The following is a 19,577-nucleotide window of genomic DNA, read 5'->3' as shown; positions in this document are numbered from 1 at the left end:
CATGTTCACCGGAATCATCACCGATGTCGGGCGCGTCCGGGCCGTGGAGCGGCAGGGCGACACCCGGTTCACCATCGAGACCGCCTTCGACACGGAGACGATCGCGATCGGGGCGTCCATCGCCCATAACGGCGTCTGTCTGACGGTCATCGAAAAGGGACCGGGGACCTACGTCATCCAGGCCTCGGGGGAAACCCTGTCGAAGACCACGCTCGACGGCTGGGAGCCGGGGACGCGGGTCAATCTGGAACGCGCGCTGAAGGTCGGCGACGAGTTGGGCGGCCACATCGTGTCCGGCCATGTCGACGGCGTCGGCCGGCTGGTGTCGGTCCGCCCGGAGGGCGAGTCGCTGCGCCTGACCTTCGAGGCGCCGGCCACCCTCGCCAAATACATCGCGTCGAAGGGCTCCGTCGCCATCGACGGCGTGTCGCTGACCGTCAACGAGGTCGAGGGCAACCGCTTCGGCGTCAACATCATCCCCCACACCCAGACCGCCACCACCTTCGGCGGGCTGACGGAGGGCGATGCGGTCAATCTCGAAATCGATATGCTGGCGCGCTATGTCGCCCGGCTCGCGGGGCAGGAATGACGTCCGAGTTTCACAAATACCTGTCGACGGCCGAAGAGATCATCGAAGAGGCGCGTCAGGGCAGGATGTTCATCCTCGTCGATGACGAGGACCGGGAGAATGAGGGCGATCTGGTGATCCCCGCCTCCTGCGCCACGCCGGAAGCGGTCAATTTCATGGCCAAGCACGGGCGCGGCCTGATCTGCCTGACCATGGACCGGCCGAACATCGAACGGCTGCGCCTGCCGCTGATGGCGCAACAGAACGCGTCCCGCCACCAGACCGCCTTCACCGTCTCGATCGAGGCGCGCGAGGGGGTCACCACCGGCATTTCCGCCGCCGACCGCGCCCGGACCATCGCCGTCGCCATCGACCCGGCGTCGGGCCCGCAGGATCTGGCCACCCCCGGCCATATCTTCCCGCTGCTGGCGCGCGACGGCGGCGTTCTGGTCCGCGCCGGCCACACCGAGGCGTCGGTCGACATCGCCCGGCTGTCGGGCCATTCCCCGTCCGCCGTGATCTGCGAGATCATGAACGATGACGGCACCATGTCCCGCCTGCCCGATCTGGTGCAGTTCGCCCAGTTCCACGGGCTGAAGGTCGGCACCATCGCCGACCTGATCGCCTACCGCCGCCGCACCGAGACCATCGTCGAGCAGGTGCTGGCCGGCACGCTCGACAGCCGCTACGGCGGCCGCTTCCAGAGCTACGTCTACATCAACAAGATCCAGTATGCCGAGCACATCGCCCTGGTGCGCGGCGACATCTCCGGCGACGAGCCGGTGCTGGTGCGCATGCATGCCCAGTCGGTGCTGGACGACGTGCTGGGCGACCGCAATTCCGGCCGCGACAACGACCTGCACGCCTCGATGGAGCTGATCGCCAAGGAAGGCCGCGGCGTCGTCGTGCTGCTGCGCGAACCGAATCCGAACGGCCTGTCGGTCACGCTGAAGGCGCGGCTGGAGGGCCAGGCCGGCAGCGTGCCGGAACTGCGCGACTATGGCATCGGCGCCCAGATCCTGCTGGATCTCGGCGTGCGCAAGATGGTGCTGATCTCCAACCGCAAGAAGCCGATCATCGGGCTGGAGGGCTATGGCCTGACCGTGGTCGGCCACCGCGGCATCGATCCGGGTGCCGCCGACCCCGGCGACGATTGACCCGGTGACGGTCAGGAAGGGACTGGTCTCCGCCGGATGACCGACACGCCCCATATCATGGTCGTGGACGCCCGCGTCCACGAGGACATCGCCGATGAGCTGGCGCGTGGCGCCGTCGCGGAACTCGACCGCGCCGGCGCCACGCATATCCGTTATGGTGTGCCCGGCTGCCTGGAACTGCCGGCGGCGATCATGTACGCCATCCGCTCGATGGATTTCTTCACCGCCCGCAAGCGTTTCGACGGTTACGTCGCGCTGGGCTGCGTGATCCGGGGCGAGACGACACGGTACGAAACGATCTGCGCCGAAAGCGCCCGCGGATTGCAGGATCTGGCCCTGCGCTACAGTCTGGCGGTTGGAAACGGCATCCTGACGGTGGAAAACCGCGAGCAGGCCTGGGCGCGGGCCAATGTCGGATCGGTCAATATGGGCGGGCGCGCGGCGCGGGCCTGTCTTGACATGATTGACCTGAAGCGCAAATTCCGCCTCTATCCGCGCTGACCCCGACATCTCCTCTCTTTTTTAGCGACTGCAGACCATGAGCAACGACGACGCGGGCCGCCCCGTGACACCCGAACACGCCTCCAAGGGCGCCGACACCAAGGGCAAATCGAAGTCCCGCAGGAACAAGACCGGCGGCGGTTCCGCCAAGGCGCGGCGCAAGGCCGCCCGTCTGGCCGCCGCCCAGGCGCTGTACCAGATCGATCTGGCCCAGGCCCCGGTCGAGAATGTCGTCGGCGAGTTCGTCGCCCACCGGCTGGGCGAGGAGATCGACGGCGACAAGTTCGTCGCCGGCGATCCGCAGCTGTTCGCCGACATCGTGCGCGGCGCGATCCACCGCCGCGCCGAGGTCGACGGGGTGCTGGGCGCCGCCCTCGACCCGCGCTTCCCGCTCGACCGGCTGGAGCTGCTGCTGCGCGCCATCCTGCGCGCCGGCGCCTATGAGATCGCGGTCCATCTCGACACCCACCCGCGCATCCTGATCAGCGAGTATGTCGACGTCGCCCGCGCCTTCTTCTCCGGCCGCGAGCCGGCGATGGTGAACGGCGTGCTCGACCATGTCGCCCGCGCCCTGCGCGCCGACGACCTCGCCAAGCCCGACCCCGGCCGCGGCGCGGCCGAGGAGTGATATCCGGCAAGCATCCCCCTCACCCCGCCCCTCTCCCCGGGGGGAGGAGGGAGAATCACCCCCTCGGCGAGTTCGGCCGCATCGCCCGGTTCTTCAAGCCGCTGGCCGCCGGCTTTCCCGGTGCCCGCGGCCTGCGCGACGATGCCGCCGTGTTCGGCGTGCCGGAGGGGCGGGAACTGGTGGTCACCACCGACGCCATGGTCGCCGGGGTGCATTTCTTCCCCGACGACACGCCGGCCGACATCGCCGCCAAGCTGATGCGCAGCAACCTGTCGGACCTCGCCGCCATGGGGGCGGAGCCGTTGGCCTACACGCTGGTCACCGCCCTGCCCCGTGGGCTGGATCCCTCCTGGCTGGAGGGCTTCGCCGCCGGTCTGGGCGAGGAGCAGCGCAGCTTCGGCATCGCGCTCGCCGGCGGCGATTCGGTCTCGACCAGCGGCCCGATCACCCTGTCGGTCACCGCCTTCGGGCTGGTCCCCAGCGGCCGCGCCCTGCCGCGCTGGGGCGGGCGTGTCGGCGACTGCGTCTTCGTCACCGGCAGCATCGGCGACGCCGCCCTGGGGCTGGAGATCGCCTATGGCCGGCTCGACATGCCGGACGAGGAAACCCGCGCCCACCTGCTGGGGCGCCTGCGCCGTCCCGACCCGCGGATGAGCGTCGGACCGCGCCTGATCGGGCTGGCCGGCGGGGCGATGGACGTGTCGGACGGGCTGGTCGCCGACCTCGGCCATCTCTGCGAGGAATCCGGCTGCGCCGCGCTGCTGCGGGCCGATGCGGTGCCGCTGTCCGAGGCGGCGCGCGGGGCCATCGACGGCGACCCGGCGCGGCTGGCGCTCGCCATCACCGGCGGCGACGATTACGAGCTTCTGTTCACCGCCCCGCCGGCCCTCCGCGCCGATCTGGCGGCCCTGGCTGCCGACTGTGGAGTCGCGATCACCGAAATCGGCGCGCTCCAGCCCGGCACGCCCGGCCAGGTCACGGTGCTGGACGCCGCCGGTGCGCCACTGCCGCTGGCCCGGCGCGGCTGGGACCATTTCTGACCGCCCATCATTTCTGGCCGCCCATTATTTCTGGCCAGGATTCCGCCGCCGCCCTTTAAGACAATCGAAAGCATGGCCGGCGCAGGGTGCCGCCGTCTGGCGTCTGCGTAAGGTGTGCTGCCGTGGTCAAGGCCCTGATCGTGCTCGTGCTCGGCATCCTGCTGCTGGGTGGCGCCAGCTTCGGCGGCTGGTTCGTCTATCAGAAATACTTCGCCAACCAGACCGACCAGCCCAAGAAGGTCGAACCGCCGCCCAAGCCTCCCACCGCCTTCGTCCGCCTGCCGCCGCTGGTGGTGCCGATGATCGGACCATCCCGAGTCGAGCAGTTCGTCACCGTCGTCGTCGCGGTCGAGGTGATTTTGGAAAAGCAGCCGATAGTCCAGGCCAACCAGCCGCGCCTGACCGACGCCTTCCTGACGGCACTCTATGGCGGCGTCGCCGACCAGTCGATCCTCGGCGGCGGTTTGATCAACATTCCCGCCGTGAAGGCGAAGCTGCTGGAAGCCGCCGTCAAAACCGTCGGCAAGGACGCGGTTTACGACGTGCTGGTCCAGGCGGTCACCCAGCGCAATCTCTGACCGTCCCCGGCGCCGTTCGCGATCAAGCTGTATTTTGCGGCGCACAATCCCCAGCCTTCCCACAAAGTCAGGACCACCCCCGGCCATTTCGCCGCGTCGGGTCGTACCGTGCGGCGGTTGCAAAGCCCCGAAGCCGGGCGCATGCTTTTCCCTGAAAATACTTGCGCCCGACTTCTCCCCCACTTGATCCTGTGGTGGGACCAGCCTTTCCGGGGCGCGACCTTAAAATCAAACGGGGGATGCGATGGCTCTAGCGTTCATCGTCATCATCGCCGCCGGCCTGCTCGCGCTGGCCTACGGTTTTCGTACCGGAAAAGAAGTCATGGCGGCGTCGCCGGGATCGGACCGGATGCAGGCCATCGCCGCCGCGGTGCAGGAAGGAGCGCGCGCCTATCTGAACCGGCAATACACCACCATCGCCATCGCCGGCGTCGTCCTGCTGGTCATCCTGTGGGCGATTCTCGGCTTTCCGGTGGCCTTGGGCTTCCTGATCGGCGCCGTACTGTCCGGTAGCGCCGGCTATATCGGGATGAACGTCTCGGTCCGCGCCAACGTCCGCACCGCGCAGGCGGCGACCGACGGGCTGGCCCCGGCGCTGGACATCGCCTTCAAGTCGGGGGCGATCACCGGCATGCTGGTGGTCGGGCTCGGGCTGCTGGGGGTCGGCGGTTATTTCGGCATCCTGACGCTGGTCTACCACGTCAACGATCCGGTCGAGGTCCGCACCGTGCTGGAGGCGCTGGTGGCGCTCAGCTTCGGCGCCTCGCTGATCTCCATCTTCGCCCGGTTGGGCGGCGGCATCTTCACCAAGGGGGCCGATGTCGGCGCCGATCTGGTCGGCAAGGTGGAGGCCGGCATTCCGGAGGACGACCCGCGCAACCCGGCGGTCATCGCCGACAATGTCGGCGACAATGTCGGCGACTGCGCCGGTATGGCCGCCGACCTGTTCGAGACCTACGCCGTCACCATCGTCGCCACCATGCTGTTGGCGGCGATTTTCTTTACCGGCGGCGTGTTGCGGATGATGCTGGTCTATCCGCTGCTGATCGGCGCCGTCTGCATCCTGGCCTCGGTCGCCGGGACCTTCGCGGTCAAGCTCGGCCCCGACAACGCCATCATGAAGGCGCTCTACAAGGGGCTGATCGTCGCCGCCGGCATCTCCCTGGTGCTGATCCTGATCGTCACCGCGATCCTGTTCGGCTTCAGCCGCGCCCTGACCATGACCGACGGCATGTCGATCACCGGCCTCAACCTGTTCGTCTCGGCCCTGGTCGGGCTCGGCGTCACCGGCCTCCTGGTGTGGATCACCGAGTTCTACACCTCCACGTCCTTCCGCCCGGTGCGCAGCGTCGCCAAGGCGTCGGAGACCGGGCACGGCACCAACGTCATCCAGGGGCTCGCCGTATCGATGGAATCGACCGCCCTGCCGGTGATCGTCATCTGCGCCGGCATCCTGATCGCCCACGGTCAGGCCGGTATCTTCGGCATCGGCATCGCCGCGACGACGATGCTGGCGCTGGCCGGCATGGTGGTGGCGCTCGACGCCTATGGCCCGGTCACCGACAATGCCGGCGGCATTGCCGAGATGTCGGACATGCCGGCCAACATCCGCGTCACCACCGACGCGCTGGACGCCGTCGGCAACACCACCAAGGCGGTGACCAAGGGCTATGCCATCGGCTCCGCCGGTCTGGCGGCGCTGGTCCTCTTCGCCGCCTATGTCCAGGATCTGGGCCATTACTTCCCGAACATTCCTGTCGAGTTCCGGCTGAACGACCCCTATGTCGTCGTTGGGCTGCTGATCGGCGGGCTGCTGCCCTATCTGTTCGGCGCCATGGGCATGACCGCGGTCGGCCGCGCCGCCGGATCGGTGGTGGTGGAGGTGCGGCGCCAGTTCCGCGAGATCCCCGGCATCATGGAGGGCACCGCCAAGCCGGATTACGGCCGGGCGGTGGACATGCTGACCAAGGCGGCGATCAAGGAGATGATCATCCCCTCGCTGCTGCCGGTGCTGGCCCCGGTGGTGCTGTATGTCGTCATCGCCGCCATCGGCGGCCGGGCGGCGGGTTTCGCGTCGCTGGGCGCCATGCTGCTGGGCACCATCGTCACCGGCGTCTTCGTCGCCATCTCGATGACGTCGGGCGGCGGCGCCTGGGACAACGCCAAGAAATACATCGAGGAGGGCCACCATGGCGGCAAGGGGTCCGACGCCCACAAGGCGGCGGTGACCGGCGACACCGTCGGCGACCCCTACAAGGACACCGCCGGCCCGGCGGTGAACCCGATGATCAAGATCACCAACATCGTGGCGATCCTGCTGCTGGCGATCCTGGCCCAGTTCGGGTGAGGACGCTTGGGAAGTTAAGCGAAATAACGGTGAGGTTCCCTCTCCCACTGAAGGTGGGGGAGGGTCAGGGAGGGGGCGAACGCCGCCCCGCTCCCCAACATCTCAAATCCCCGGCGAGGCTTCCGGCGCCAACTGCTCGACGAACTCGTTGAAGTCGGAGGCCTCGCGGAAGTCCTTGTAGACGGAGGCGTAGCGGATGTAGGCGACCTGATCCATCGTCTGCAACGCCTCCATGATCTTCTCGCCGATCTGTTTCGACGGAATCTCGCTCTCGCCGGAGGATTCCAGTTGACGGACCATGCTGTTCACCACGCGGTCGATGCGGTCGCCGTCGATCGGGCGCTTGCGCAGCGCGATCTTCATCGACCGCAGAAGCTTCTCGCGGTCGAAGGGCTCGCGCTGGCCGTTGCTCTTCACCACCGTCAGTTCGCGCAGCTGGACGCGTTCGAAAGTGGTGAAGCGGGCGCTGCAACTGGGACAGAAGCGCCGCCGGCGGATGGCCGAGTTGTCTTCGGTCGGGCGCGAGTCCTTGACCTGGGTGTCCTCGTTTCCGCAGAACGGGCAGCGCATCTGTCGATCACCTTGTCGGATCAGAGGGTCGGATCAGAGGGTCGGATAGATCGGGAACTGACGGCACAGGCCGCGGACGCGCTCGCGCACCGACGCCTCGACCGCCGCGTTGTCGCCGGAGTTGCTGGCGGCCAGCCCGTCCAGCGTCTCGACGATCATCTCGCCGACCTGGCGGAACTCGGCGGTGCCGAAGCCGCGGGTGGTCGCCGCCGGGCTGCCCAGACGGACGCCGGAGGTGATCATCGGCTTCTGCGGGTCGAACGGCACGCCGTTCTTGTTGCAGGTCATGCCGGCATGCTCCAGGCTGGCCTCCGCCGCCTTGCCGGTCAGGTTCTTCGGACGCAGGTCGACCAGCACGATGTGGCTGTCGGTGCCGCCGGACACGATGTCCAGACCGCCCGCGATCAGCGTCTTGGCCAGCACCTGGGCGTTGTCCACCACGGCCTGGGCGTAGGTCTTGAACTCCGGACGCAGCGCCTCGGCGAAGGCCACCGCCTTGCCGGCGATGACATGCATCAGCGGGCCGCCCTGGAGGCCGGGGAACACCGCCGAGTTGATCTTCTTGGCGATATCTTCCTTGTTGGTCAGCACCATGCCGCCGCGCGGGCCGCGCAGCGTCTTATGGGTGGTGGTGGTGACGACGTCGGCGTAGGGGAACGGGTTCGGGTAGACGCCGCCGGCGATCAGGCCGGCGTAATGGGCGATGTCCACCATGAAGATGGCCCCGACCTCGTCGGCGATGGCGCGGAAGCGCTGATAGTCGAGCACGCGCGGATAGGCGGAACCGCCGGCGATGATCAGCTTCGGCTTGTGCTCGCGGGCCAGCGCCTCGACCTGATCGAAGTCGATCAGATGGTCGTCCTTGCGCACGCCGTATTGGACGGCCTTGAACCATTTGCCCGACATGTTGGGGGCGGCGCCATGGGTCAGGTGGCCGCCGGCGGCCAGCGACATGCCGAGCACGCAATCGCCCGGTTGCAGCAGGGCCAGCAGGACCGCCTGGTTGGCCTGGGACCCGGAGTTCGGCTGGACATTGGCGAACCCGCAGCCGAACAGCTTGCAGGCGCGCTCGATGGCCAGGGTCTCCGCGACGTCGACGAACTCGCAGCCGCCATAGTAGCGCTTGCCCGGATAGCCCTCGGCGTATTTGTTGGTCAGGACCGAACCCTGGGCCTCGAGAACCGCCTGGGAGACGATGTTCTCGGACGCGATCAGCTCGATCTGTTCCTGCTGGCGAACCAGTTCGTCGCGCACCGCGCGGGCCAGTTCGGGATCGGTCTCGGCGAGCGAGGCGGCGAAGAAGCGGCCGATCTCGGCGGTGTTGCTGCTGGTCATGGCGGAAGGCTCCTCGATCGAAAGGGCGTGACGCCGGCCGGACACATGGTCACCGGCTGTCATCGGGGCTTTCCGGGCCCTGTCGCGTCCCGGTTGCGGGCCTTTGCGGCCAAATGACGGCCAGAACAGGCGGCGCGAAGACGCGCTCAGCCCATCTTGGCAATGCGGCGGCTGTGGCGCTCGCCGCCCTCGAAGCCGGTCTTCAGGAACATCTCGACGCAATCCTTGGCGATCTCCGGCCCGATGACGCGGGCGCCCAGCGCGATCACGTTGGCGTCGTTGTGCTCGCGCGACAGACGCGCGGTGGTGACATCATGGACCAGGGCGGCGCGGATGCCGGGATGACGGTTGGCGGCGATGCTGATGCCGATGCCGCTGCCGCAGATCAGCACGCCGCGCTGTGCCCGGCCGTCGGTGACGACGGCGGCCAGCGCCGCGGCGTAGTCCGGGTAATCGACCGAGGCGGGACCATCGGTGCCGAGGTCGAGAACGGCGTAGCCGGCGCCCTCGAGCTGACGGGCGATCTGCGCCTTCAGCTCATAGCCGGCGTGATCGGATGCGAGTGCCACGGTGCGGACGGTCATGACGGCGGAAACTCCGGTGCTTGCGGTACAGAGGCGCAAACGGCAACAGGGCAGGCGAGAGGGCCGGCAATGCTGCGAAAGACGCCGGCACCCTACCAGATGTCGGTACCAACCGCCACAACCACACCATGACGTGGATGCATAGCTAAATCCGGGTTGAATCCGGACCGGCTGCCGGCCACCGGGACTCCGGACGCGGCCAGCGCCGAAAACCGGGCCATGCCCCCTTCAACCCGCCCTCCCGGTCGCCCCGCGCCCGATAGCCGCGAAAGTTTGGTGACGGTTTTCACCTCTTCGTTGCCATGAGGCCGCAACAAGGGAGATAGCCGGTTCGTTATAGGAGGGGGAGAACGGCCAATTGCCGGAGTGGGGTTGGGGGAAAATCGCAAGCCGGCGCTTACTAGATGCCCCTTAAAGCTGGGGCACAGCCACAACCGCGCAACGATTTTCAGCGAAGGCTGATTTGCGCCGGGCTCCTTTGTTCTGCCAATCAAGAGCAGCTAATTTGCTACTTGCCGAAATTATATTGACACCCAAATCACGGTATGCAACTTGGTTCCTACGGACAAATGAAAAACCAGGACACAGTGCAATGAGCGACCAGCTTCGCGCCGATGGACCGGACAATGCGCTGCTGCGGATGACCGCCGACATCGTATCGGCGTATGTCAGCAAGAACGTGTTGCCAGCTCAGCAAATCCCCGACGTGATCAATACGGTCTACTCGTCGCTGACCGGCCTGAATGGTCAGCCCCGCGAGGTCGCGGCGGAGCCGCTGAAACCGGCTGTGCCGATTCGCAAGTCGGTGACACCCGAATACATCGTCTGCCTGGAAGACGGGAAGAAGTTGAAGATGCTGAAACGGCATCTTCGTTCGACCTACAACATGTCGCCGGACGAATATCGCGCCCGCTGGGGACTGCCGCCCGATTATCCGATGGTTGCGCCGAACTATGCGGCCCAGCGTTCGGAATTCGCCAAGCGCATCGGGTTGGGCCGGAGTTCCGGTCGCCAGACCCGCCGCAAGGCCGGCTGAACGAGTAAAGTCCGTATGCAACGCGGGCCGGTCCTCCCAAGGGACGCGGCCCGTGTGCGCTTCAGGCCGACGCCACGGCAATCGAGCCGGTTGAAATCCACCACACCATTCGCCACCTGGGTTTTTACGGCCACCCACCTCAGTTGGGGCAGCCTTTCCGGCCTGACAGGCGGCAATTGAAACGGTCGACGTTGCGGCTCAGCTCGCGCCCGGTCGCCATATTTTCTTCGTTCAGGCAGGTCAGATAGGCCATCGACTTGTCGACATACTCCTTCACCTCGCCCTGACAAGACGACATCTTGTCGGCATTGAGAAAGGTCGCCTGATCGTCCATGCACAGCGGCGCACCCGGCTTCTGGCAGCCAGCGGCGGGGGTGGTCGGCTGGGGCGTGGTGGCGCCGGCGGCCTGCCCCCCCGCTCCGGACGATGCCGCGCCGGATGGCGACGACCGTCCGCCATGCTGCTCCGGTGTTCCATGAGCGGGTTTCTGAACCGCCGCGCCGGTCTGGTTTCCACCTGTCTGCCCGGTGGCCTGGCCAGACGTGGCGGCGGCGGCCGTCCAAGCCGTCGACAAGACCGGCAGGGCCGCCGTCAGAGCGGGTGCCGTCAACGCCGCCGACATCATCGACACGCGCAGGAAAGCCGTCACACGAACCATCGCCTCGATCCCCTGGTGTTTCGTTCCTCTGCCCGAAGGCCGGCCGCGGAAGCGGTGTCGGACCATTCCCCCGCTTACCCGGCCAGACGGTGCGGGGAAAGGGCTTCATGCATGCGCCATTCGTTCGGCGATGCGCGGTTCTACAAGCGTTACGTCGCCTGCGCCAGTGTCAACGGGCGGGCATAGGTCTAGTGTCGGGGGCGAGCGGTTCGCTCTACGACCGGAGGTCGCGTCCGGCGCCACGCCACCCACGGCTGGACGGAGGACGGGATTTTCCGGCGGAGGCATGCCGGCGCTCACCATCAGCAAAAGCCAGACTTCGCTCCGCGCCGCCCGGCACCGTCCGGCGGCGCGTTTTCTTTATGCCGGAACGCGGGAGCGCCCGCGCCCGATCCGGCCCTCCGATCCGTCGGGAACGATCAATAGAGATTGCCGCCGCCGGGCTTCGGCCCCGGCTTTCCATGCCCCGCCCCCTTGCTTTGAACGAAGCGCAGTTTGTTGATGGCGGTGCGCTTCAGCAACTCCAGGCTGCCGGTCGCCGGCCCGGCCACCGTCACCTCGACGCCGGTCGCCGCGTCGATGGCGATCACCTTCAGATAGCTGCCGACCCGCTGGAATTCGAACAGCACCTCGCCGTCACCGCCCGCCGACCCGCCCGCTGCCGACATGCTCCGTCCCTCCCCTGTCCGAAGGCCATTCCCCGTTCGAGACCGCAACGCCCGGTCGCCGCCGCTGTTGTCCCGCTGCCATCAGGCATTGGCACCCCGTCCCACCGAACCGAACATCCACAGCAAGGAAGGATCACAGCGATGGCCACCAAGACGATGCAGGATCTGCTGATCGAGAGCCTGCGCGACATCTACCACGCCGAGAAGCAGATCGCGAAGTCCCTGCCCAAGCTGGCCAAGGCCGCCAGTTCCGACCAGCTCCGCCAGGCCTTCGAAACCCACCTGGAACAGACCAACGGCCAGATCGACCGGTTGCAGCAGGTCTTCGAGGAGTTGGACACCCGTCCCCGCGGCAAGCATTGCGATGCGATGGAAGGGCTGATCAGCGAGGCCCAGGAGATCCTCGACATGGGTCTGGCCCCCGAAGTCCAGGACGCCGCCCTGATCGCCGCCGCCCAGAAGGTGGAGCATTACGAGATCGCCAGCTACGGCGCGCTGCACGCCTATGCCACCGCCTGCGGCCTCGACAAGGTCGCCCAATTGCTGGACGAGACCTTGCAGGAGGAGAAGGATACCGACATGCTGCTGAACAAGCTGGCCGTCGGCGACGTCAACAAGAAGGCGATGGCGGCCGGCGGCAGGAAAGCGGCCTGATCGGAGCAGCCTGATCGGAGCGGCCTGATCGGGGCCGCTTGAACCATCCCGCCAGCCGCATTCCAGGCCCGCGTAAGGGCGGCCCCGGTTGCATCGGCCGCGTCGGACCGGTAGCATCGCCGCCATCCGGTCCTTTGCGGTATCCTGCCAATGCGCGGCCTCCTGTCCGTCCTCTGCCTTGCCCTGCTCCTGACCCTGCCGTCGGCGCCGCCGGCCGCCGCGTCCGAAGGGGCGGCCGGCGCGCTTCCGCCGTCGGTGCGGATCAAGCCGTTGATGGTGCCGGTGGTGAATGCCGGCAGGATCGAGAAATACACCCAGGTCGAGGTCAATCTGGAGGTCGGCGACTCGCTCAAGCTGGGCGAGGTGCAATTGAGCATCCCGCGCCTTCAGGACGCCATCCTGACCGCCATCTACAAGGGGGTGGACGAAGGCTGGATCGTCCGCGGCAACATCGCCAACGTCCCCGCCCTGCGCCGCCGGATCGACGAATCGGTCATCGCCATGTTCGGCAAGGACGTCATCACCCGCATCCTCATCACGCCCATTGCGCGGCAGTCGGCGCTGCAGTAACGCTGGCCCGGCGGTCGATGTCCGCCAGTTCATTCCCAGCGGAAGGATCGAGCCGCCATGGCCCTCGTCTATGTCGCGCGCAGCGCCGCCCTGACCAAATGGGCATCCGACGTCGGACAGGGAAAGCACATCTACAAGCTGGGCGTCGCCGAGGATGAGGCCGCCGCCAAGGCCGCCATCGCCGCCGGCTGGGGTGGCGAATCCGACTGGAAGCTGGTCCAGTCCAGGCAGGCCGACGGGCTGGACGAGGAGACCGCGCTGGCCCGGCTCGGCCGGCGCGAGAAGGTGATCGATCCCACCTATTACCCGCGTCTCAAGGGCGCGGCCGGCATGTTCCGCGTCACGCTGACCAATGTGCAGAACAGCCTGCTGGTCGCCAAGGCGATGACCGCCGACGAGCCGCTGACCGACATCAAGGTCAAGCCCAAGGACATCGCCGACTACCTGATCCGCAACGCCATCGCCTGAGCCCGCCGCCACGATGACTCCCGCCACCATCCGTCGCGTCGCCTTCGATACCCTGACCCTGACCGAGCTGCATGACCTGCTGGCCCTGCGCGGCCAGGTGTTCGTGGTCGAACAGAACTCCCCCTACCCCGACATCGACGGGCGCGATCCCGGAGCGCTGCATTTGATCGCCAGGGATGAGGGCGGCGCAATCGTCGGCTGCGCCCGCTGCCTCGCCCCGGAGGGCACGGAGTCGGGAACGTCCGCCTCCTTCGGCCGACTGGCCGTCGCCGCGTCCCATCGATCCACCGGACTGGGGCGGTTGCTGGTGGCGGAAGCCCTGAAGGTATTAGCGGAAGGCTGGCCGCAATGCGACGTGACGATCGGCGCGCAACTTCATCTTGAACGTTTCTACGGCGGCTTCGGCTTCGTCCGCGACGGCGAACCTTACGATGATTTCGGCATCCCGCATATCGATATGCGGCTGCGCCGCTGAGGAAAACTCCTCTCCTGGTTGATGTGACACAATGACACACGCCCTCCGGGCGCCGATTCCGTTGCCTGCACCCGGGAAATTGACGCGACAAACCATTGTTTTTAATCAACCTTAACGATAGCCATAGGCCCTATGTGAAGGGGTCGGGATTCGGTCATAAGCAGAATTTGCGATGATCGAAACCTTAATTGCAATCGTAACTCAGATTTAATTCGATCTGTTCGATCGGGTCACTCAATCCTCTGGGGTTCGCGAGAAGAGACCCAGTTCTCAAATTCGGAACTCTGTTCAGCTATATGAGGTGTAACGATATGACCTGGTTCGCCAACCTCCGCATCGGCGGAAAATTGCTGACATCATTCATCACGCTGATTGTCATCATTGGCGCAATCAGTTCTGTCAATTATTTAACTTTATCATCAATTCAGACCTCGATCGGCTGGACTCTCCACACCTATCGCGTGATCCAGACCACCGACGCGGCGATGACGGCGATGATCGATCAGGAAACCGGATTGCGCGGCTATCTGGTCAGCGGCGACCAGAGCTTTCTCGACCCCTTCCACAAGGGTCGTCAGGCCTTCGACCGCGCCCTGTCCGAGGTCACCGCCCTGACCGCCGACAACCCGCAGCAGCAGGCGCGGCTCGATGATCTGCGCAAGCACGCCACGGCTTGGCGGGAAACGGTGGCCGAAAAGGAGATCGCCCTGATGTCCAGACCGGAAACGCGCGAGGAGGCCCGCGCGATGGAGGCGAAGGCGCTGGGTAAGGAATCGATGGACAATATCCGCATGCTGGTCTCCCAGATCGACGAGGCGGAGCATGCGCTGCTGAAGGTCCGCAATACCGAGCAGAAGACCGCCTTCTCCACCGGCTATGCCACCTCCGTCATCGGCGCGCTGATTTCGGTGCTGGTCGCCGCGGTCGCCTGCCTGCTGCTGCGCCGTGCCATCGCCTCGCCGATCGTCGCCATGACCGCCGCCATGGGCCGGCTGGCCGGCGGCGACCGCGCGGTCGAGGTGCCCGGTGTCGGCCGCGGGGACGAGGTCGGCGCCATGGCCGAGGCGGTGGATGTGTTCAAGCGCAACGCCATCGAAGCCGACCGGCTCGCCGCCGTCCAGCGCGCCGAGGAGGAGGCGAAATCCCGCCGGGCCGCCCGCCTGGAGGAGCTGATGCACGGCTTCGAACGCAATGTGACCACCGTCGTGCAGGGCCTGTCGGGGGCGGCGACCCAGATGCAGCAGTCGGCCGGCACGCTGACCACCACCGCCGACGAGGCGAACCGCCAGAGCACCACCGTGGCCTCGGCCGCCGAACAGGCCTCCGCCAACGTCCAGACCGTCGCCTCGGCGGCGGAGGAGCTGTCCTCCTCCATCGCCGAGATCGGCCGTCAGGTCGCCCAGTCGACCCGGGTCGCCGAACAGGCGGTCGGCGGCGCCAGCCGCGCCAACGGGGTCGTCTCAGGTCTTGCCGAAGGGGCGCAGAAAATCGGCGAGGTGGTGGATCTCATCAACAACATCGCCGCCCAAACCAACCTGCTGGCGCTCAACGCCACCATCGAGGCGGCACGGGCGGGCGAGGCCGGCAAGGGCTTCGCCGTCGTCGCCAGCGAGGTCAAGAGCCTCGCCAACCAGACGGCCAAGGCGACGGAGGACATCACCGGCCAGATTGCCACCATCCAGGGCGCCACCCGCGAGGCCGTGTCCGCCATCGAGGAGATCGGCCGGATCATCGGAGAGATCAGCCAGATCTCGGCCACCATCGCCTCGGCGGTGGAACAGCAGAGCGCCGCGACCCAGGAGATCAGCCGCAACGTCCAGGAGGCGGCCCAGGGTACGCAGCAGGTCAGTAGCACCATCATCGACGTCACCCGGGCCGCCGGCGACACCGGCCGCGCCGCCGGCGATGTCCGCAACGTCGCCGACCATCTCACCACCGAAGCCACCCGCCTGCACCGGGAGGTCGAAAGCTTCCTGGCCGGGGTGAAGGCGGCGTGAGGCGTTTCGGGGGACGGGCGGCCGCGCTGGCCGCCCCTCCTCCCGCCTCCCTCAATGCGACAGCAGCAGCGGCACCGGGCAGGTGCGCAGGACATGGCGCGTCCCGCTGCCGCGGTGCAGGAACGGGAAACCGTAATGGCCATGGGCCCCCATCACCAGCAGATCGGCGCCGGTGTCCATGGCGCGGGCCAGCAGCGCGTCCATCGCGCCGATGTCGGTCACGGTGAAATGGGTCTGCTCCGCCGTCACCCCGTGGAAGGCGAGATGGTCGAGCAGCCCGACCCGCGGCGCCTCGGGTGCGGAGGAGGAAGCCTGGGTCAGCACGGTGATGACCGTCACCTCGTCGGCCTTCTCCAGCATCGGCATGGCGTCGGACAGGGCGCGGGCGGCCTCGCGCTCCGCGTTCCAGGCGACGGCGACGCGCCTGCCGGTCACCGGGAAGCGGCCGGCATAGGGAATGACCAGCACCGGGCGGCCGGAATTCAGCACAACCTGTTCGTTCAGCTCCTCCGGCGCCGCCTGCGATCCTGCCTCGCGGTCATACTGGCCCAGCACCGTCAGGTCGGCGAAGCGCGACCAGATGATGACCTCGCGGATGACATGGTTGTATTCGCCATGGGTCAGGCCGTGCCAATGGCCCTCCAGCCCGGCGGCGGCGAGCTTCTCCGTGAACAGGGCCTCGCTGGCCGCGGCGGCCTCGACCAGATGGTCGCTGGAGCGGCGGGCGATCACGCTGGTGGCGTTGCGGTCGCCCTGGGCGAACAGGCCGCGCAGAAAGGCGCCATGGCGCTGGGCCAGCGCGATGGCGGCGTCGAGCCGCGCCTCGACATGCGGGCTGCCGTCGAGATGGACGAGGATATGCTTGTAGCTCATGCGGGTCCTCCCGGTGTGAAATGCGATGCCTGCCGGCATCCGTCATTCTCCGCGGCGCGAACAGAGCGACTCGCGGAATGTTCGCCAAGCATCATGGTCCAACCGGGCGACCTTCGCCCGCCCTGCGGCGAAAAGCCGCAAGGACACCGATCAGGCGGCCCCATGCCCGCTCCCGGTCAGGCGTCGCGGAACCGCCCATAGGTGTAATGGGCGGCGCAGGCGCCCTCGGCGGAGACCATGCAGGATCCCATCGGGTTTTCCGGCGTGCAGACGGTGTCGAACAGCTTGCAGTCGACCGGCCGTTTCACCCCGCGCAGGATGGCGCCGCAATCGCAGCCCTTGTGATCGGGCACGCTGGCCCCGGCGATGGGAAAACGCCGCTCGGCATCGAAGGCGGCATAGGCCTCGCGCAGCTTCAGCCCGCTGTGCGGGATGCCGCCCAGGCCGCGCCATTCGAAGGAGGCCCGCGTCTCGAAGATCTCCAGCACCAGCGCCTGGGCCTTGCGGTTGCCCTCGGCGGTGACGGCGCGGGTGAACTGGTTCTCTACCTCCGCCCGCCCGTCATTGATCTGGCGGACCAGCATCAGGATGGATTGCAGCACGTCCAGCGGCTCGAAGCCGGAAATCACCACCGGCTTGCCATGCTCCACCGCGGCCGGGGCGTAGGCGTCGGAGCCGATGACGACGGAGACATGGGCGGGCCCGACGAAGCCGTCCAGCGACAGCCCCTCCTCCTTGCCCGCCAGGATGCCCTGGATGGCCGAGGGGGTGAGCACATGGTTGCAGAAGACGGAGAAGTTGGTCAGCCCCTGGGCCGCCGCCATCCGCACCGCCAGCGCGGTCGGCGGGGTCGTCGTCTCGAAACCGATGGCGAGGAAAACGACCTGGCGGTCGGGGGTCTCCGCGGCGATGCGCACCGCCGCGTCGGCCGAAACCACCATGCGCACGTCGGCGCCCTGCGCCTTGGCCTTCAGCAGGCTGAGCCGGCCCGACCCCGGCACCCGCATCACGTCGCCATAGGTGCAGAGCGTCACCTCCGGCCGGCGGGCCAGCGCGATGGCGTCGTCGATCCGCCCCACCGGCAGCACGCAGACCGGGCAGCCCGGCCCGTGGATCATGCGGACATTGTCCGGCAGCAGGTCGGGAATGCCATAGCGGGAGATGGCGTGGGTGTGGCCGCCGCAGAACTCCATCAGGTGATAGGCGCGGTCGGCCCTCACCTCGCGCGCGATGGCGGCGGCGACGTTGCGGGCCAGAACCGGATCACGGAACTCGTCGACATACTTCATGGTCGCTCCCTCTGCCCGCCATTTCACCCGCAAGGCTGATCCCATGCGTTGATACGGATCAAGAGGGATGTCGGGGAGGCCACGCGATCACACCTTGTAGGCCAGCCGCAGCCCGCCCCAATGGCGGCCGCGCACGGTGACCGGGGCGGAGACGTCCTTCATCAGGGCGAATTTGCCGCCGCCCATGTCGCGCCGGTAGGTCTGGAGCAGGAAGGGCTTGGTGTTGCGTCCGGCGGCCAGCCCGACCCGGTCGTTGAAGATGCGGCGGTTGCGGCAGTTGGCGGCGTTCCACACCGGATCGCGGCCCTGGGGCTGGCTGAACTGGCGGTTGTGGGTGGGCAGATAGCCGTTCTCGTCCACCGTCACGCAGAAGACGATGCGGCCGTTGCCCGACAGCACAGGGTCCTGGATGCCGGGCAGCACGCGGTCGCACAGCTGGGTGTAGCGGGTGAGCACCTGCTGCGGGTCCGATCCGGCGACCGGCTGGTAATCGCGGTCGAACAGGTCGGCCTCGCTGATGGCGCCGCTGGCCAGCGCCGCCTCGAAGGCGGCCGACACCTTGGCGGCGGCCGCCGTGACGGCGGTGATGAAGGGGGTATCGACCGTCTCGATGTTCAGTTCGGCGGTGACGCCGATCAGCCGCTCGCTCATGCCGACCAGGGTGTTCACCCGGTCGCGCGCCTGCGCCAGATTGTCGCTGGACAGCTTCACGCCCGCCGCCAGATCGCCGATCTCGCGCTCCAGCTCGCCGCAATTGCCGCCGATCTCGGCCGAGGCGGCGTCGATCTTGTCGGCCTCGCCATTCAGCTCGCGCATGGCGCGGCCGACCGTCTCGATCACCGTACCGATGGCGGCGGTGCCCTCGCTGACCGCGCGGGCCTTGGTGGCGCTGGCCGCGCTCTCCGCCATCAGCCGCTGGGCCTGGTCGTTCAGCAGCTTCAGGGTCGCGTCGATCTCCGTCGTCGCCTCGCTGGTCTTGGTCGACAGCGACTTCACCTCGTTCGCCACCACGGCGAAGCCGCGCCCGGCCTCGCCGGCCCGCGCCGCCTCGATGGTGGCGTTCAGGGCCAGCAGGTTGGTCTGCTTGGCGATGGTGAAGATCTCCTTGGCGACCTTGCCGACGCGGTCCAGCGCATCGCGCAGGCCGGCGATCTGCCCTTCGATCCCCGTCACCGACGCGACCAGCGCATGGATGTCGGACAGTGACCGCTGCACCCGGTCATGGGAACTGTCGACCTCGTGGCGCGCCTGTTCGGTGACGGAGCGGGCGATGGCCGACGCCTCGGAAATCCTCAGCGTGCTGCGCGACATTTTAATACTGGTCTCGCGCAGCTGCGCGAAGACGTCCGACTGGTGGGTGACGCGGGCGTTCACATCCTCGATGTGGCCGGCGATGTCCGCGATCTCGATGCCGAGATTGCCCGCCTCCTCCGCGATGTCCGCGATCAGATGCGGCCGAAGCGCAAAGCTCCCATCCATTATGCCCACCATTTTTGCTGTTTTATAACTGGACGCTTTCTCCCGGGAACTATTATTGCGCTTTTGATACGGAATCGCAATGAACCGGGGACCGGAGTCACC

At 67.2% G+C, this 19,577-nt stretch carries 21 protein-coding genes; 13 read left to right on the top strand and 8 right to left on the bottom strand.

The features are described from left to right. The first annotated feature begins 1 nt into the window (after position 1). From AZL_RS05375 to AZL_RS05345, 7 genes are all read left to right on the top strand, one after another. Entirely contained in the window at positions 2-589 is a 588-nt protein-coding gene (locus AZL_RS05375; protein WP_012973641.1) for a riboflavin synthase, read from the top strand. Beyond that, positions 586-1,725 carry a 3,4-dihydroxy-2-butanone-4-phosphate synthase gene (ribB, locus tag AZL_RS05370; RefSeq protein WP_012973640.1) on the top strand — a complete coding sequence of 380 codons (1,140 nt, stop codon included), beginning with the start codon at positions 586-588 and terminating at the stop codon, positions 1,723-1,725. The genes AZL_RS05375 and ribB overlap by 4 nt, the downstream gene beginning before the upstream one ends. A 36-nt stretch (positions 1,726-1,761) precedes the next feature. Next, a complete protein-coding gene (gene ribH, locus AZL_RS05365) occupies positions 1,762-2,226 on the top strand; it encodes a 6,7-dimethyl-8-ribityllumazine synthase (RefSeq protein WP_012973639.1) in 465 nt (154 codons plus the stop codon). Between the two features lie 37 nt (positions 2,227-2,263). Further along, a complete protein-coding gene (gene nusB, locus AZL_RS05360; RefSeq protein ID WP_012973638.1) occupies positions 2,264-2,854 on the top strand; it encodes a transcription antitermination factor NusB in 591 nt (196 codons plus the stop codon). Next, positions 2,854-3,894, top strand: a complete 1,041-nt coding sequence (gene thiL, locus AZL_RS05355) for a thiamine-phosphate kinase (protein ID WP_148219368.1) — start codon at positions 2,854-2,856, stop codon at positions 3,892-3,894. Before nusB ends, thiL begins: the two co-directional genes overlap by 1 nt. Positions 3,895-4,016: 122 nt before the next feature. Beyond that, complete coding sequence (locus AZL_RS05350) at positions 4,017-4,472, top strand: hypothetical protein (protein ID WP_148219210.1); 456 nt, start codon at positions 4,017-4,019, stop codon at positions 4,470-4,472. A 244-nt stretch (positions 4,473-4,716) separates the two neighbouring features. Beyond that, positions 4,717-6,819, top strand: coding sequence for a sodium-translocating pyrophosphatase (locus tag AZL_RS05345; protein WP_012973635.1), 2,103 nt, complete (start codon positions 4,717-4,719; stop codon positions 6,817-6,819). 102 nt (positions 6,820-6,921) lie between these two features. Here the strand turns inward: AZL_RS05345 and nrdR are convergent, their stop codons facing one another. The 3 genes from nrdR to rpiB form a co-directional block, all read right to left on the bottom strand. Beyond that, complete coding sequence (gene nrdR, locus AZL_RS05340) at positions 6,922-7,389, bottom strand: transcriptional regulator NrdR (protein WP_012973634.1); 468 nt, start codon at positions 7,387-7,389, stop codon at positions 6,922-6,924. Between the two features lie 33 nt (positions 7,390-7,422). Then, positions 7,423-8,724 carry a serine hydroxymethyltransferase gene (gene glyA / locus AZL_RS05335; protein WP_042443550.1) on the bottom strand — a complete coding sequence of 434 codons (1,302 nt, stop codon included), beginning with the start codon at positions 8,722-8,724 and terminating at the stop codon, positions 7,423-7,425. A gap of 146 nt (positions 8,725-8,870) precedes the next feature. After that, entirely contained in the window at positions 8,871-9,308 is a 438-nt protein-coding gene (gene rpiB, locus AZL_RS05330; RefSeq protein WP_012973632.1) for a ribose 5-phosphate isomerase B, read from the bottom strand. Between the two features lie 592 nt (positions 9,309-9,900). Between rpiB and AZL_RS05325 the strand changes: the two genes are divergently transcribed. Then, positions 9,901-10,344 carry a MucR family transcriptional regulator gene (locus tag AZL_RS05325; RefSeq protein WP_012973631.1) on the top strand — a complete coding sequence of 148 codons (444 nt, stop codon included), beginning with the start codon at positions 9,901-9,903 and terminating at the stop codon, positions 10,342-10,344. A 139-nt stretch (positions 10,345-10,483) separates the two neighbouring features. Here the strand turns inward: AZL_RS05325 and AZL_RS05320 are convergent, their stop codons facing one another. Continuing rightward, on the bottom strand, positions 10,484-11,002 hold the full coding sequence (locus AZL_RS05320; protein ID WP_148219209.1) for a hypothetical protein: 519 nt from the start codon (positions 11,000-11,002) through the stop codon (positions 10,484-10,486). Between the two features lie 419 nt (positions 11,003-11,421). Continuing rightward, on the bottom strand, positions 11,422-11,670 hold the full coding sequence (locus tag AZL_RS05315) for a DUF6898 family protein (RefSeq protein WP_012973629.1): 249 nt from the start codon (positions 11,668-11,670) through the stop codon (positions 11,422-11,424). Between the two features lie 141 nt (positions 11,671-11,811). Between AZL_RS05315 and AZL_RS05310 the strand changes: the two genes are divergently transcribed. From AZL_RS05310 to AZL_RS05290, 5 genes are all read left to right on the top strand, one after another. Next, positions 11,812-12,324, top strand: coding sequence for a ferritin-like domain-containing protein (locus AZL_RS05310; RefSeq protein ID WP_012973628.1), 513 nt, complete (start codon positions 11,812-11,814; stop codon positions 12,322-12,324). A 150-nt stretch (positions 12,325-12,474) separates the two neighbouring features. Further along, positions 12,475-12,894: a hypothetical protein gene (locus AZL_RS05305; RefSeq protein ID WP_012973627.1), complete on the top strand. Its 420-nt coding sequence runs from the start codon at positions 12,475-12,477 to the stop codon at positions 12,892-12,894. Between the two features lie 57 nt (positions 12,895-12,951). Next, positions 12,952-13,362 (top strand): hypothetical protein, encoded by a 411-nt coding sequence (locus AZL_RS05300; RefSeq protein WP_012973626.1) that lies wholly within the window; start codon positions 12,952-12,954, stop codon positions 13,360-13,362. A 13-nt stretch (positions 13,363-13,375) separates the two neighbouring features. After that, positions 13,376-13,837 (top strand): GNAT family N-acetyltransferase, encoded by a 462-nt coding sequence (locus AZL_RS05295; RefSeq protein ID WP_012973625.1) that lies wholly within the window; start codon positions 13,376-13,378, stop codon positions 13,835-13,837. A gap of 461 nt (positions 13,838-14,298) precedes the next feature. Then, positions 14,299-15,834, top strand: coding sequence for a methyl-accepting chemotaxis protein (locus AZL_RS05290; protein ID WP_247894287.1), 1,536 nt, complete (start codon positions 14,299-14,301; stop codon positions 15,832-15,834). 51 nt (positions 15,835-15,885) lie between these two features. Here AZL_RS05290 and AZL_RS05285 read toward each other — a convergent pair whose 3' ends face one another. The 3 genes from AZL_RS05285 to AZL_RS05275 all read right to left on the bottom strand — a co-directional run bounded on the left by AZL_RS05285 (position 15,886) and on the right by AZL_RS05275 (position 19,475). Then, positions 15,886-16,707, bottom strand: coding sequence for a universal stress protein (locus tag AZL_RS05285; RefSeq protein WP_012973623.1), 822 nt, complete (start codon positions 16,705-16,707; stop codon positions 15,886-15,888). A gap of 176 nt (positions 16,708-16,883) precedes the next feature. Then, positions 16,884-17,996 (bottom strand): hydrogenase formation protein HypD, encoded by a 1,113-nt coding sequence (gene hypD, locus AZL_RS05280; protein ID WP_012973622.1) that lies wholly within the window; start codon positions 17,994-17,996, stop codon positions 16,884-16,886. 87 nt (positions 17,997-18,083) lie between these two features. After that, positions 18,084-19,475: a methyl-accepting chemotaxis protein gene (locus AZL_RS05275; RefSeq protein ID WP_063828232.1), complete on the bottom strand. Its 1,392-nt coding sequence runs from the start codon at positions 19,473-19,475 to the stop codon at positions 18,084-18,086. Positions 19,476-19,577: the final 102 nt, after the last annotated feature.

Source organism: Azospirillum sp. B510 (assembly GCF_000010725.1).
Lineage (GTDB): Bacteria > Pseudomonadota > Alphaproteobacteria > Azospirillales > Azospirillaceae > Azospirillum > Azospirillum lipoferum_B.
Note: the sequence above shows the minus strand (reverse complement) of the source record. Positions and strands in the feature narration are given on the sequence as shown.